General features: G+C 69.7%; 11 protein-coding genes. 5 read left to right on the forward strand and 6 right to left on the reverse strand.

The genetic code is table 11. From position 1 onward, the window contains the following. The first annotated feature begins 193 nt into the window (after positions 1-193). From AB0C27_RS16500 to AB0C27_RS16520, 5 genes are all read left to right on the forward strand, one after another. On the forward strand, positions 194-1,945 hold the full coding sequence (locus AB0C27_RS16500; RefSeq protein ID WP_357844168.1) for an ABC transporter substrate-binding protein: 1,752 nt from the start codon (positions 194-196) through the stop codon (positions 1,943-1,945). An 89-nt stretch (positions 1,946-2,034) separates the two neighbouring features. After that, the gene (locus AB0C27_RS16505; RefSeq protein WP_357844171.1) at positions 2,035-3,030 is read left to right on the forward strand and encodes an ABC transporter permease; all 996 of its coding nucleotides are present in this window, start codon (positions 2,035-2,037) and stop codon (positions 3,028-3,030) included. Next, the gene (locus AB0C27_RS16510; RefSeq protein ID WP_357844174.1) at positions 3,027-3,911 is read left to right on the forward strand and encodes an ABC transporter permease; all 885 of its coding nucleotides are present in this window, start codon (positions 3,027-3,029) and stop codon (positions 3,909-3,911) included. Before AB0C27_RS16505 ends, AB0C27_RS16510 begins: the two co-directional genes overlap by 4 nt. Then, on the forward strand, positions 3,908-4,849 hold the full coding sequence (locus AB0C27_RS16515) for an ABC transporter ATP-binding protein (RefSeq protein ID WP_357844177.1): 942 nt from the start codon (positions 3,908-3,910) through the stop codon (positions 4,847-4,849). Before AB0C27_RS16510 ends, AB0C27_RS16515 begins: the two co-directional genes overlap by 4 nt. After that, on the forward strand, positions 4,849-5,727 hold the full coding sequence (locus AB0C27_RS16520; RefSeq protein ID WP_357844180.1) for an ATP-binding cassette domain-containing protein: 879 nt from the start codon (positions 4,849-4,851) through the stop codon (positions 5,725-5,727). The genes AB0C27_RS16515 and AB0C27_RS16520 overlap by 1 nt, the downstream gene beginning before the upstream one ends. 87 nt (positions 5,728-5,814) lie before the next feature. Here AB0C27_RS16520 and AB0C27_RS16525 read toward each other — a convergent pair whose 3' ends face one another. From AB0C27_RS16525 to AB0C27_RS16550, 6 genes are read right to left on the reverse strand one after another with little or no spacing between them, the layout of a single operon-like run. Then, the gene (locus AB0C27_RS16525; RefSeq protein ID WP_357844183.1) at positions 5,815-7,542 is read right to left on the reverse strand and encodes a hydantoinase B/oxoprolinase family protein; all 1,728 of its coding nucleotides are present in this window, start codon (positions 7,540-7,542) and stop codon (positions 5,815-5,817) included. Beyond that, on the reverse strand, positions 7,539-9,584 hold the full coding sequence (locus AB0C27_RS16530) for a hydantoinase/oxoprolinase family protein (protein ID WP_357844186.1): 2,046 nt from the start codon (positions 9,582-9,584) through the stop codon (positions 7,539-7,541). The genes AB0C27_RS16525 and AB0C27_RS16530 overlap by 4 nt, the downstream gene beginning before the upstream one ends. Further along, the gene (locus AB0C27_RS16535; protein ID WP_357844189.1) at positions 9,581-10,309 is read right to left on the reverse strand and encodes an LLM class flavin-dependent oxidoreductase; all 729 of its coding nucleotides are present in this window, start codon (positions 10,307-10,309) and stop codon (positions 9,581-9,583) included. Before AB0C27_RS16535 ends, AB0C27_RS16530 begins: the two co-directional genes overlap by 4 nt. After that, entirely contained in the window at positions 10,306-11,271 is a 966-nt protein-coding gene (locus AB0C27_RS16540; protein ID WP_106234126.1) for an ABC transporter permease, read from the reverse strand. The genes AB0C27_RS16535 and AB0C27_RS16540 overlap by 4 nt, the downstream gene beginning before the upstream one ends. Next, positions 11,268-12,818 (reverse strand): sugar ABC transporter ATP-binding protein, encoded by a 1,551-nt coding sequence (locus tag AB0C27_RS16545; RefSeq protein WP_357844192.1) that lies wholly within the window; start codon positions 12,816-12,818, stop codon positions 11,268-11,270. The genes AB0C27_RS16540 and AB0C27_RS16545 overlap by 4 nt, the downstream gene beginning before the upstream one ends. Beyond that, the gene (locus AB0C27_RS16550) at positions 12,818-13,876 is read right to left on the reverse strand and encodes a sugar ABC transporter substrate-binding protein (RefSeq protein WP_357844194.1); all 1,059 of its coding nucleotides are present in this window, start codon (positions 13,874-13,876) and stop codon (positions 12,818-12,820) included. Before AB0C27_RS16550 ends, AB0C27_RS16545 begins: the two co-directional genes overlap by 1 nt. Positions 13,877-13,909: the final 33 nt, after the last annotated feature.

Consider the following 13,909-nt stretch of genomic DNA (forward strand, 5'->3'; position numbering starts at 1 on the left):
AATTTACGTTCGCGGTACTTATCCGGTTCAGCGGATCCCTCAGTCCTCATCCATCTACCGAAAAATGATCGCTCACCGGCTTTCGCCTCAGTCTTGGGAGCGCTCCCAGGTCGGCCCGGCGGAGGTCGTCCCATCGGGGTGTCTAGCCAGATCTGCGAACCTTCGCGCCGTGCGCGGAGGAAGGAGAGAAGCGATGCGTAACCGGGCTCGGATCTTGATTCCGCTCGTGGCGGCGGGTCTGCTCGCCGCGGCCTGCACCGGCGGCGGATCCACGCCGACCCCGCCGGCCTCCCAGCCGCAGAGCCAGGGCGCCGTGGCCAACCCCGACCAGTTGCCGCGCAACGAGACGCTCTACACCACGGGCACGCAGTGGGGGCCGCCGCCCAACTTCAACCCCATCAGGGAATGGGACTCGGCCGTCGGCACGAAGGGCCTGGTGTACGAGACGCTGTTCCACTACGACACCACCGCGGCCAAGCTGAGCCCGTGGCTGGCGGCGAGCGGCGCCTGGACCGGCGACACCACGTACGAGGTCAAGCTCCGGCCGGGGATCAAGTGGTCCGACGGCCAGCCGTTCACCGCCAAGGACGTCGCCTTCTCCTTCGAGCTCGGCAAGATGGAGACGATCCCGTACCACCACCTGTGGAACTGGCTGAAGTCGGTCGAGGCCACCGACGATCAGACGGTGAAGTTCACCTTCTCCAAGGCGAACTACCAGCAGTGGGACTTCATGCTCTACAGCCGCTCGATCGTCCCCGAGCACGTCTGGAAGGGCCGCTCTGAGCAGGAGGTGCTCGACGGCATCAACGAGAACCCGGTGGGCACGGGCTCGTACAAGTTCCTCAGCAAGGACCAGGACCGCGTGGTGCTGCAGCGGCGCGACGACTGGTGGGGCAAGTCGGCGCTCGGCATGGAGCCCAAGCCGCGCTACATCGTCGACATCGCCACCCCGAGCAACGAGGTCGCGATGGGCATGCTGCTGCAGAAGGGGCTCGACCTCAGCAACAACTTCCTGCCCGGCGTGGCCAACCTGGTGCAGGGCAACTTCGGGCTGACCACGTACTACAACGAGCCCCCTTACATGCTCTCGGCCAACACCGCCTGGCTGGTGCCCAACACCACCAAGAAGCCGATGGACGACCCGGCCTTCCGCAAGGCGCTGGCCGCCTCCGTGGACGTCAAGAAGATCGTCGAAGGCGTGTACGGCAACCTGGTCAAGGCCGCCAGCCCGACCGGCCTGCTGCCCCAGTGGGACAAGTACGTGGACCAGAACGTGGTCTCATCCTCCGGCTTCACCTTCGACGCGGCCAAGGCCAAGAAGCTGCTGGCGGACGCGGGCTACAAGGACGGCGACGGCGACGGGTACGTCGAGAACAAGGACGGCTCCAAGATCAGCCTGAGCCTCATCGTCCCGTCCGGCTGGACCGACTGGATGGAGTCGGCCCGGTCGATCTCCGCCAGCGCCAAGACCGTGGGCATCCAGATCACGCCCGACTTCCCCGACTTCAACGCCCTGGTCGAGCAGCGGGCCAAGGGCGACTTCGACCTGCTCATCAACAACGAGCGGCAGCTGTCGAACTCCCCGTACACCTACTACGAGTACATGTTCCAGCTGCCGATCCAGAAGCAGCAGAACACGGTCAACTTCGCCCGCTACGAGAACAAGAAGGCCTGGGAGCTGGTCGAGCAGCTCGACCAGGTCAAGACCGACGACACCGCCGGCATGCAGAAGATCATCTCGGAGCTGCAGAAGATCCATCTGGACGACATGCCGATCATCCCGCTCTGGTACAACGGCCTGTGGGCCCAGTCCAGCACCAGCGTGTGGAAGAACTGGCCGTCCGCCGCGGGCGGCGCGCCCAAGACCGGTGCCGTGATGTGGCGCAACTGGCTGGAACTGGGCGGTTTCGAGACGCTCACCCAGCTGCAGCCCTCCGGCTCGTGACGACCTGACCGGACGAATCCTCCGGCCCTCCGCCCCGAGACCCGCCACTGGGATCCGGGGCGGAGGGCCCCTCCCGGAGACAAAAACACGTGCGTCGTTATTTCGGTAGAAAACTCCTCATTTATGGGCTGACCTTCTTCGTCGCCGTCACGGTCAACTGGATGATCCCGCGCTTCATGCCGGGCGACCCGATCGCCAGCATGGTCGCGCGGGCCAACGTCACCAACGCCCAGGCCGTCGAGGCCATGCGGGCCTACTACAGCAACCTGTTCGGCCTGGACCAGCCGCTGTGGCAGCAGTACGTCAACTTCTGGGGCGCGCTGGCGCAGGGCGACTTCGGGATCAGCATCTGGCTCTTCCCGACGCCGGTCGCCGACGTGATCACCCAGGCGGTGCCGTACACGCTGGCGCTGATCGTCCCCTCGGTGCTGCTGAGCTGGGTGGTGGGCAACCAGTTCGGCGCCTACGCCGCCCGCCGCAAGCTGCTCGACAACACCGTCCTGCCGGTCGGCTACGTGCTGACGGCGATGCCGTACATGTGGCTGGCCGTGCTGCTGGCCTGGGGGTTCGGCGTGCTGCTCGGCTGGTTCCCGGTGGCCGGCGGCTACAGCTTCTCGATGCGGCCCAACTGGTCGTGGACGTTCGTGCTCGACCTGCTGCACCACTGGACGCTGCCGTTCCTGTCGCTGTTCCTGGTGGCGCTGGGCGGCTGGGCGATCGGCATGCGGAACATGATCATCTATGAGCTGGAGTCGGACTACTCCAGCTACCTGTCCGCGCTCGGCGCGCCCACCAGGCTCATCCGCAGGTACGCCTTCCGCAACGCCGTCCTGCCCCAGATCACCGGGCTGGCACTCCAACTGGGCGTGCTGGTGGCCGGGGCGCTGGTCACCGAGATCGTCTTCGCCTATCCGGGGCTCGGCAGCCTGATTCTCAAGGCCATCCAGAACAAGGACTTCTTCCTGCTGCAGGGCACGTTCCTGTTCATCGTGCTCGGCGTGCTGATCGCCAACTTCATCATCGACATCGTCTACGTCGTGGTCGATCCGCGTACCAGGGCGGGAATGGCGGGTGCCCAGGCATGACGACGATCCAGGAAGTCGCCCCGCGCGAGCCGGCGGGCGTGCGCCGCGAGGCGCTCTACTTCGCGGTGCGCAACGGCAAACTGCTGGCCGGGTTCGGGATCGTGCTCGTGCTGCTCCTGCTCGGCCTGTTCGGCCCGCTGCTGTTCGCGGGGGTGCCCAACGACTACGGCACCAGACCCATGAGCCCGCCGTCGGGCGAGCACTGGTTCGGCACGACCACGTTCGGTCAGGACGTGTTCCTGCAGTTCGTGCACGGGCTGCGCAGCACGTTCGTGGTGGGCGTGATCGGCGGCGGCATCGCGGCGGTCATCGGCATGTTCGTCGGCTTCGTGGCCGGCTACCGCGGCGGGATCGTGGACGAGGTGCTCAACATGCTGACCAACGTCATCCTGGTCATCCCGACGCTGGCCGTGCTGCTGATCATCAACGCCTACCTGGGCATCCGCAGCGTGGCCGTGCAGGGCCTGTTCATCGGGCTGACGCAGTGGCCGTGGGCGGCGCGGGCGATCAGGGCGCAGACGTTCTCGCTGCGTACGCGCGAGTTCGTGGACCTGGCCAGGATGAGCGGATCGGGCACCGGCAAGATCATCGCCAGGGAGATCGCGCCGAACATGAGCTCCTACCTGTTCATGACGTTCATCCTGCTGTTCGGCGGATCCGTGCTCATCGCCTCCTCGCTGGACTTCATCGGCCTCGGCCCCACCGAGGGGGTCTCGCTCGGCCTGATGTTGCAGAACGCCAACCAGTGGAGCGCGCTCCAGCTCGGCATGTGGTGGTGGTTCGTGCCGCCGGGAGCGGCCATCACCGCCATCGTGGGCGCCCTGTACGTGGCCAACGTCGGGCTCGACGAGGTCTTCAACCCGAAACTGAGGGTGACATGAGTCTGCAGGTCAGCGAGCTGAGGGTGTACTACAGGACGCTCAAGGGGGATGTGCGCGCCCTCGACGGCATGACCTTCGAACTCGGCGACGGCGAGATACTCGGCCTGGTCGGCGAGTCCGGCTGCGGCAAGAGCACGCTGGGCAAGTCGCTCATCCGGATGGACGGGCGCATGCGCCGCGTCGGCGGCACGGTCACGCTCGACGGCCACGAGCTGCCGATCGACGACGACCGCTGGATGAACGACTTCCGCTTCCGCGAGGTCTCCCTCATCCCGCAGTACGCCATGAGCGCGCTCAACCCCACCCGCAAGATCCGCAGAATGGTCACCGAACTGCTCAGATCGCGCGGCACCACCCTGGACACGGCCGAGCTGGAGCGCCGGATGGACCAGGTCGGGCTGCGCCGCGAGGTGCTCGACCGCTACCCGATCGAGCTGTCGGGCGGCATGAAGCAGCGCATGGTGATGGTCATCTCCACCCTGCTCGACCCGTCCCTGCTGATCGCCGACGAGGTCACCTCCGCGCTCGACGTCTCCACGCAGAAGGCCGTGGCCCGCGCGCTGCTCGGCTTCCGCGACAGCGGCTACGTCAAGAGCATGATCTTCGTCACCCACGACATCGCGCTCACCCACCACATCGCCGACACGATCATGGTCATGTACGCGGGCAAACTCGCCGAGAAGGCCCCGGCCGACGTGATCGTCAAGGCGCCGCGGCACCCGTACACGCGGCTGCTGCTCGACTCCCTGCCCGAGGTCGGCGTCCGCTACGCCGAGCGCAGGCTCGAAGGCATCGCCGGCAGCCCGCCGTCGCTGCTCGACCCGCCCACGGGCTGCCGGTTCCGCGACCGCTGCCCGATCGCGGGCGAGGAGTGCGCGCAGGAGCCGCCGGTGGCCGAGCTCGCCCCCGACCACCATGTAGCCTGCTGGAAGGCCTGATGCTGAGACTCGACGACGTCACCAAGGAATTCCGGATCGGCGCCTTCGGCGGCAAGAGCGTCGCGGCCGTGCAGGGGGTGAGCTTCGAGGTCGTCCCCGGCGAGGTCGTCTCGCTGATCGGCGAGAGCGGCAGCGGCAAGAGCACCATCGGCCGGATGATCCTCGGCCTCAACCCGGTCACCAGCGGCTCCATCACCTTCGACGGGCTGCCGGTGCGCGCGGGCAAGGAGTACTACCGGCGGGTCCAGGGCATCTTCCAGGACCCGTTCAGCTCCTTCAACCCCGTCTTCAAGGCCGACCGGGTGTTCACCATGATCAAGGAGGCGTACTACTCGTCCGTCTCCGGGCCCGAGTGGGCGGCCAAGGTCGAGGAGTCGCTGCGCGACGTGCGGCTCAACCCCGGGCAGGTGCTCGGCAAGTATCCGCACCAGCTCAGCGGCGGCCAGCTCCAGCGGCTGCTCATCGCCCGCGCGCTGCTGCTGGACATCAAGCTGCTGGTCGCCGACGAGATCACCAGCATGCTCGACGCCTCCACCCGGATCGACGTGCTCAACCTGCTCGCCGAGCTGAAGATCAGGGGCCTGAGCGTGCTCTACATCACGCACGACCTGTCACTCGGCAACTACCTCGCCGAGCGCACGGTGGTGCTGCGGCGGGGGAGCGTGGTGGAGATGGGGCCGACCGAGCGCGTCTTCGGCGACCCGCTGCACCCGTACACGCGCGAGCTGCTGTCGGCGGTGCCGCGCCTGCACGAGACCTGGGACGACGCCGTGCCCGTGGAGACCTGCCTCTACCACGAGCGGGGCGGCGGCGCGGGTGGCCTGGCCGAGGCCGATCCGGGCCACTTCGTGGCCTGCGCCCGGCTGGACACCTGCTGAGGAGGCCGGTCGCCGGGATGCTCCCGGCGACCGGCCCGCCTTGGGCGCATGCCCTGCGGCCGGCCCGCCTTTCGCGCCCGCGTGCCCTCAGCGGCCGGCGCGCAGCCGTCCGGTGGCCTCCGCGTCCACCTCGAACGTGACCGGGTCCACCGCCACGCCGTAGTCGCGGGCCGCCGCCGTCACGCTGACGAACCCGTTGCGGACGTCCGCGGCCACCCGGCCCGGCTCGCGCTCGAACGGGTCCCCGTACCCGCCCCCGCCGCCGGTGTTGTTGACCAGCACCTCGTCCGCCTCCAGCCGGTTGTAGCTGCCGCCCTGCACCACCTCGCGGCCGGTGCCGGGGTTGAGGATGACGTGGTTGCTCTCGCCGGGCATCCCGTCGCCGATGGCCCACGGCCTGGTCCTGGTCTTGTAGACCAGGCAGATGCCGGTCGAGGGGGCGGTGAACCGGTACGTACGGCCGACGCCGACGCCACCCCGGTGCCGGCCGGGTCCGCCGCTGTCGGGACGGTAGCCGTACGACTCGATGAACATCGGCGACTTGGTCTCCAGCACCTCCACCGGGTTGTTGCGGCAGCCGGGCTCCGACAGGTGCATGATGCCGTCCTCGCCGTCGCCCCCCGCGTGCCCGCCGAACCCGACGGCCTCGTTGGTGGCCTCCAGCCACGCCTCGCCGGTGCGCGGGCTGACGCCGAGCCCCATCATCGAGCACACGTCGCCGCCCGAGCAGGCGGGCACGCGGTCCGGCATGCCCTGGGCCAGCGCCTTCAGCACGACCTCGCCGCCGAGCAGCCCGGTCCACAGCGTGAACGTCGGCATCGGCGGCACGGCGTGCATCACCGACCCTGGCTCGGTGACCACCCGCAGCGGCCGGAAGTTGCCCGCCACGACCGGGGTGTCCGGCGTGGTCAGCGCCTTGAAGACGAGGCTGCAGAACGCCTCGGTCTGGCCGACGGGCAGGTTGATCGGGCCCTTGACGTCGCGCTCGCTGCCGGTCCAGTCGATCACCATCTCGTCGTCGCCGATGGTCACGGTGACGTTCATCTTGATCAGGCGGTCGGTGTCCACGCCGTCGCTGTCCACGAAGTCGTGCGCCGTCCAGGTGCCCTTCGGCAGCTTGGCCAGGGCCAGCCGGGCCAGCCGCTCACCGTGGTCGTTGATCGCGTCCATGGCGGCGCTCAGCACGCCGGCGCCGTACTTGGCGGCGATCTGCTGGGTGCGGCGCACGCCGGTCACGCACGCGGAGACCTGCGCCTGGATGTCGCCGATGGTGCGCTCGGGCATCCGGCTGTTGAACCGGACGATGTTGAACACGTCGTCGTTCTGCACCCCGCGCCGGTAGAGCTTCGAGCACGGGAAGAACAGGCCCTCCTGGTACATGTCGGTGGAGTCCAGGACGTACCCGGGGTCCTTCTGCTTCAGGTCCAGCACGTGGATGCGGCAGGAGGCGAACCCGATCAGCTCGTCCTCGTGGTGGATGGGCGCGAAGACCAGCGGGTCCAGGGTGTGGGCCGAGGCCCAGTACGGATAGTTGAGGATGAAGACGTCGCCGGGCTCCAGCGCGTCGTGGCCGAGGAACTCGACCGCCCGCTTGATGCCGTGGTCGTTGCCGCGGGTGAACACCGCGATGCCCGGCGCGTCGGCCACCACGTCACCCTGGGCGTCGTGGATGCCGATGCCGTAGTCGTGGATCTCGTACACCACCGTGTTGTAGGCGGTGCGGCACAGGTTGCGGGCCATCTCGTCGGCGGCGGCGAGCAGGCCGTGCCGGATGATCTCAGTGGTGATGGAGTCGGTGATGATCGTTTCGCTCACTGTTGTCCCCCGGTTCGGTCGCTGACGGAAATGACCAGTTCGCCGTAGCGGCCGACGCTCAGGCTGTCGCCGGCGTGGATGACGGACGTGGCCGTGTGCTCGGTGATCACGGCGGGCCCGGCGACGCGGTCGCCCGCCAGCAGCTCCTCGCGCGTGTAGACGCGGTATTCGACGGCCGGCTCGTCCGGTGAGAGGTAGACCCGGCGGGTCCCGGCCGGCCGCGGCTCGCCGGAGGCGCGTTCCGCCACGGTAGGCAGCTCGGGCTTGTCGACCGTGCCGGTGGCGCGCAGCCGCAGGGTCGTGACCTCGACCGGGTCGTCCATCGTGTGGCCGTACTGCCGCTCGTGCAGCTCGGCGAAGGCGGACTCCACGGCGGCGGCGAACGTGGCCGGATCGTTGGGGAAGGCGACCGTGACCGAGTGCTCCTGCCCCTGGTAGCGCACGTCGAGCGTGCGCACCAGCGCGCGCCTGTCCGGCCCGAAGCCCTCCGACTCCAGCTGCTCGACCGCCGCCGCCTCCATCTCCCGGTAGACGGCATCGGCGGCGGTCGCGTCGAGCGCGGCCAGCGGCGTGACGGCGGTGCGGGCGAAGTCGTGCTGCACGTCGGCCAGCAGCATGCCGAACGCGGAGAACGCGCCCTGCCCCGGCGGCACGATCACGGTCGAGATGCCCAGCTCCCTGGCGACCTCGACGGCCACCAGGCCGCCTCCGCCGCCGAAGGACAGCAGCGCGAAGTCCTTCGGGTCGCGCCCGAGCTCCACCGTGATCGCGCGGACGGCGCCCATGATCTTCATGGTGGAGATCTGCACGACGCCGCGGGCCAGCGCCTCGGTGGCCAGGCCGAGCCGGGTGGCGATGGGCTGCAGCGCCTTGTCGGCCAGCTCGCGGTCCAGGGCGAGCTTGCCGCCGAGCGGGCTGTCCGAGCCGAGGTGGCCCAGCACGAGGGCGGCGTCGGTGAACGTGGGCGCGGTGCCGCCCCTGCCGTACGAGGCCGGTCCCGGCGCCGCGCCCGCGCTCTGCGGGCCGACCTGCAGCGCGTCCGCCTCGTCCAGCCAGGCGATGGAGCCGCCGCCGGCGCCGATGGTGTGGATGTAGAGCGACGGGGTGTTGATCGGCAGCCCCTCGAACTCCGCGCCCTGGTAGAGGACGGGTTCGTGGTCGAGGATCAGCGAGGCGTCGAGGCTGGTGCCGCCCATGTCGATGGTGATCAGGTTGGGCTCGTCCAGCAGTCTCGACAGCGCCGCCGCGCCGATCACGCCGCCCGCCGGGCCGGACAGGATGAGGCTCACCGGCTGCTCGCGGGCCGCCTGCGCGGTCATCGCGCCGCCGCCGGAGCGGGTCATCAGGAACCGGCCGCGAAAGCCGCCGCCTTCCAGCTCACCCTCCAGCTCGCGCAGGTAGCGGTGCACGATCGGCTTGACGTACGCGTCCAGCACGGCGGTGCTGGTCCGTTCGTACTCGCGGTACTCCCTGGACAGCTCGTGCGACAGCGTGACCGCCACGTCGGGCGCGACCTCGGCCAGCACCTCGCGCATGCGCAGCTCGTGCTCAGGGTTGGCGTAGGAGTGCAGGAACGCCACCGCGACCGAGCCGTACCCGCGCTCGGCGACGACGGCGGCCACCCGGCGGGCGTCCTCGTCGTCGAACGGTGTGTGCACGCTCCCGTCGAACCGGCACCGCTCGCGCACCTCGAAGGTGTCGTACCGGTCCAGCAGTGCGGGCGGCTTGCGGTAGGTGATGTCGTAGTTCGTCCTGCGGTCGGTGCGCCCGAGCAGGTAGACGTCACGGAACCCCTTCGTCCCGATGACGGCGGTGCGCGCTCCCGTCCTGGTGAGCAGCGCGTTCAGTCCCAGCGTGGTGCCGTGCGTGAACATCGTGATGGCCGGCGTGCCGGACTCGGCCAGGCCGAAGGCGTCCATGACGCCGCGGGCCGGCGCGTCCGGCGTGGTGGGGACCTTGCCGAAGCTGAGCGCGCCCGTGTCGGGGTTCAGCTCCACCACGTCGGTGAAGGTGCCGCCGACGTCGATCGCAAGCCTGCTCATCGTTTCGCCTTCCTCGATGGCCTTCTGGATGATTGGTGCGTGACCGCGACGAGGTCCAGCGCGCCGGACGGCATCCCCCTCGCGTCGTCCGGTCGCGGCCAGTGCAGGGTGAGCTCGTGGAAGCCCTCGTCCCGCCGGCGGTAGGCGCCGTAGGTCACCCAGGCCTGGCCGTGCCTGGCGGCCAGCGCCATCGCGCGGGGCCCGGTCGCGGCCACGGTCAGGGGCACGCGCGGGCGCTGGAGGCAGCCGGGGATCTGGTGGGCCTCGACGGCGCTGTAGCGCGGGCCGTGGACGGTGCTGACGTCGTGGGTGAGCAGGTGGTCGAGCAGGTCGAGCCATTCCGCGAAGCGCTCGGCCCGCTCCGCGAGCGAGCGCGGCGGGTCGCCGAGCACGGCGGCGTCCGCGCCCTCCGCGCCGTCCCCGACGCCGATCTCCAGCCGGCCGCCGCTCAGGTGGTCGAGCGTCATGATCTCCTTGGCGAACGTGACCGGATGGCGGTAGTTGGGCGTGGCCACCTGCGTGCCCAGGCGTACCCGGGAGGTGGACACGGCCGCCGCCGCCAGCATCGGCACGGCCGCGTGCCAGGGCCGGTCCTTCAGCGGGGTCCAGGTCAGATGGTCGTAGGTCCACACGGTGCGCACGCCCAGCGCCTCCGCGGCCCGTACGTCGGCGACGAAGGCGGCGGGATCGCGGTCGGGCAGCACCAGGACCGACAGCTCGATCATCGGCGTTTGCTCGCCACGCTGAGTGCGACCGCGGCCAGGATGACCACACCGGTCGTCAGGTCCTTGAAGAACGGGTTCGCGTTGAGGATGTCGAACCCGTTGTCGATCAGCGCCAGCAGGTACACGCCGCAGACCGAGCGCCAGATCGCGCCGACGCCGCCGTAGATGCTGGTGCCGCCGAGGATGACCGCCGCGATGGCCAGCAGCTGCATGCCGTCGCCCGCCTGCGGCTGCCCGGTGCCGATCCGCGACACCCCGATGGCGGCCGCGATGCCGGCGGCCAGGCCGCTGTAGAGGAACGTGTAGAGCTTGATCCGGTTCACCCGGATGCCGGACAGCTCGGCGGCCTCGGCGTTGCCGCCGACGGACAGGACGTACCTCCCGAAAGCCGTGCGGTTCAGCAAAAATCCGGACAGCAGGGCGAAGAGCGCCAGGATGACGATCGCGTAGTAGACCGGGCCGATCCCGCCGCGCCCGAGCGCGGTGAACCCGGTGGCCTGGACGCTGATCAGGAACCCGCCGGTGATCAGCACCGCCAGCCCGGCGTACACGAGGCTGGAGGCCAGCGTCGCCAGGAACGAGTGGATCCGCAGCCGGGTGATCGCCACCCCGTTCACCAGGCCCAGCGCGGCGCCGGCCAGCGGCGCGGCGATCAGGCCGAGCACGGGGCTGTTCAGGTGCAGCGCCACCCAGGCGGCCACCACGTTCGCGACGCTGAAGATCGCCCCGGTCGACAGGTCGAAGCCGCCGCAGATGACGACCAGCGTCCCGGCCACCGCGATGATCGCCAGCGGGGCGTTCTGGTTGAGGATGTTCAGCAGGTTCGTGAGCGTGAGGAACGACGACGTCGAGACGCTCAGCACCACGAACAGCGCCACGAGCATGATCAGGACGGCGTAGTGGCGGACCAGGGCCGGCACGTTGACGCCGGATCCCGCTCGCGCCGATGCGGTGGCGGTCATGGCCTTCCTCCGGTTTCCGTTTCGTTGGCGGGCGGCTGCTCGGGCTGGGGCTGCTCGACCTCGAAGAGGCGCTGCAGGATCTCGTCCACGGACGTGCCCGGCCCCGGCACCTCGCCGACGACCGCGCCGCCGCGGACGAGGTGCACCCGGTGGCTGAGGCCGACCACCTCCTCCAGTTCGGAGGAGATGAGCAGGATGCCGGTGCCGGCCGCGGCGATCTCCACGATGAGCTGGTAGATGCGGGACTTGGCGCCCACGTCCACGCCTCTGGTGGGCTCGTCGAGGATGAGGAACTCCGGGCGGCCGAGCAGCCATTTGGCGAACAGCACCTTCTGCTGGTTGCCGCCGGAGTAGACCGAGATGTCGCCGTCGAGCGCGGCCGGGCGTACGCCGAGGCGTTCGACCAGCTCGCGCACCGCGGCGCGCTCGGTCCGGCGTGACAGCACCCCGGCGCGGGTGAAGCGGCCCAGGTGCGGCAGGGTGACGTTCTCCAGGACCGGGCGCGGCAGCACCAGGCCCTGGGCGCGGCGGTCCTCGGGGATCATGGCCATGCCGCGGGCGATCGACGCCCGGGGCGAGGCGTCCGTGACCGGCTCGCCGCGGAACAGCATCTGCCCCGACTCGATCCGGTCGCAGCCGAAGAGCGCCCGGGCGATCTCCGTCCGCCCGCTGCCGACCAGCCCGGCCAGCCCGACGATCTCGCCGGGGCGGACCCGCAGGGACACGCCCCTGACGGCGGCGCCGCGCACGTCGCGCATCTCGGCCACCGGCTCCGTCTCCGGCGGCGGCGCTTCGGGCAGGTCGGGCAGCAGCATGTCGACGGGCTCGCCGAGCATGGCCTCGACCAGGCCCGCCTTGGTCTCCTGCGCGGCCTGAGCCGTCCTGATCACCCGGCCGTCCCGCATGACCGTGACGCGGTCGCAGTTGCCGAGCACGTCGTCCAGGAAGTGGGTGACGTAGACGACTGTCGTGCCGCGCTCGCGCAGCCAGTGCATGATCTCGTGCAGGCGCTCGCTCTCGTCGGCGGTCAGCGACGACGTCGGCTCGTCCATCACGATGACGCGCGCCTCGCGGGCCAGGGCCCGCATGATCTCGACCTTCTGCTGATCGGCGATCGGCAGCGTCCCGACCGGCGCGTCGGGCAGGAGCCCGAAGCCGCAGAGCTCCTCCAGGTTCCGGTAGCGGGCGCGCAGGTCCGCGTGCAGGACGCCGAACGTGCGGCTCTCCCGGCCGAGGAACACGTTCTCCGCCACGGTCAGGGCCGGGACCAGGCACAGCTCCTGGGCGATGATCACCACCCCGGCGTCCTGCGCCCGCCTGGTGTCCCAGCGGTGCACCGGGCGGCCGAACACCTCAAGGTCGCCGGAGTCCGGCTGGTAGAGCCCGCCGATGACCTTGCCGAGCGTGGACTTGCCGGCGCCGTTCTCGCCGACCAGGCCGTGCACCTCGCCCTCGGCGAGGGACAGCGACACCGAGTCGAGCGCCTGCGTGGAGCCGAAGCGGACGGACAGGTCGCGTACGGTGACCGCCGGAGTCGCGCCCTGCATCAATCGGCCCACTCGCCCTGGAAGTCGGGGTGCTCGCCCAGGATCTCCTTGGTGACGATCACCGGCACGGGGCCCAGCGTGTTGGCGTCGATGACCGGCGTGACCGGTTTGCCGCGCACCGCGTTCACCACCTGTTCAAGCGCGGCCTTGCCCATGCTGTTGGGGAAGTCGACCTGGTCGGCCGCCCATTTGCCGGCGCGGACCTGCTTGATGGCCTCCTGGTTGCCGCCGCCGCCCGTCACGTACATCTTGGTCAGGTCGACGCCGGCGCTCTCCAGCGCGACCTGGGCCCCGATGGTCTGCTGGTCGGCGTTGGACAGCAGCACGTCGAGTTTGGGGTTGGCCTGGAGGATGTTCTGCATGGCCTTGAGCGAGGTGTCGCGGTCGTAGTTGCCCTGGCCCGTGGCCACGACCTTGATGTTGGCGTGCCCGTCCAGGACCGACCGGTAGGCCTTGTTGCGCAGGTTGTCGAACGGGAACTGGAGCTGGCCGATGAGGATCGCGACCCGGCACGGGTCCTTGCCCTCGCAGTACTTCACCACGCCTTCTGCGAGCTTCTTGGAGTTCTCCTCCGTGTTCGCCGCGACGGTGGAGACGATGCCCTCGACCTGCGGCTTCAGCTCGGTCAGCTTGGGGCCGACGGGGAAGAGCGTGGTGGCGACCGGGATCTTGGCCTGGGCCGCGGCCGGGATCGCCGCCGCGATGCCCACGTTGTCGTTGGGCACCAGCACGATGCCGTCGTAGGTGCCCTGACTGGCGACGTTCTGGACCTGGTTGAACTGGGTCTGGCTGTCGAACTTGCCGTCGAAGATGGTGACCTCGACGTCGCCGTACTCCTTGGCCCTGGCCACGGCGCCGTCGTAGACGGCCTTGTTGAAGCCGTTCTGGCTGGAGGAGGCGAGCAGAGCGATGCGCACCGGGCCCGTCTTGCCGCTGGGCGGGGCGCTGGAGGAGTAGACCTGGGAGACGTCGGAGTTGCAGCCCGCGAGAGCGAGGCTCAGAAGCGCGGCGGCGGCGGCGATGGCCGGCCTCCGGCGGGGGATGGACAGTGATTTCACAGGCACCTCTATCTCATGGTGCGTATGTTTCCG

This window comes from Nonomuraea sp. NPDC048882 (genome assembly GCF_040649755.1).
Classification (GTDB): Bacteria; Actinomycetota; Actinomycetes; order Streptosporangiales; family Streptosporangiaceae; genus Nonomuraea; species Nonomuraea maheshkhaliensis.

Bases quoted from the DNA above. Each gene is read 5' to 3' on its own strand.
- AB0C27_RS16545 (WP_357844192.1), bottom strand. From the start codon at position 12,818: ATGCAGGGCGCGACTCCGGCGGTCACCGTACGCGACCTGTCCGTCCGC.
- AB0C27_RS16515 (WP_357844177.1), top strand. From the start codon at position 3,908: ATGAGTCTGCAGGTCAGCGAGCTGAGGGTGTACTACAGGACGCTCAAG.
- AB0C27_RS16510 (WP_357844174.1), top strand. From the start codon at position 3,027: ATGACGACGATCCAGGAAGTCGCCCCGCGCGAGCCGGCGGGCGTGCGC.
- AB0C27_RS16520 (WP_357844180.1), top strand. From the start codon at position 4,849: ATGCTGAGACTCGACGACGTCACCAAGGAATTCCGGATCGGCGCCTTC.
- AB0C27_RS16500 (WP_357844168.1), top strand. From the start codon at position 194: ATGCGTAACCGGGCTCGGATCTTGATTCCGCTCGTGGCGGCGGGTCTG.
- AB0C27_RS16535 (WP_357844189.1), bottom strand. From the start codon at position 10,309: ATGATCGAGCTGTCGGTCCTGGTGCTGCCCGACCGCGATCCCGCCGCC.
- AB0C27_RS16530 (WP_357844186.1), bottom strand. From the start codon at position 9,584: ATGAGCAGGCTTGCGATCGACGTCGGCGGCACCTTCACCGACGTGGTG.
- AB0C27_RS16540 (WP_106234126.1), bottom strand. From the start codon at position 11,271: ATGACCGCCACCGCATCGGCGCGAGCGGGATCCGGCGTCAACGTGCCG.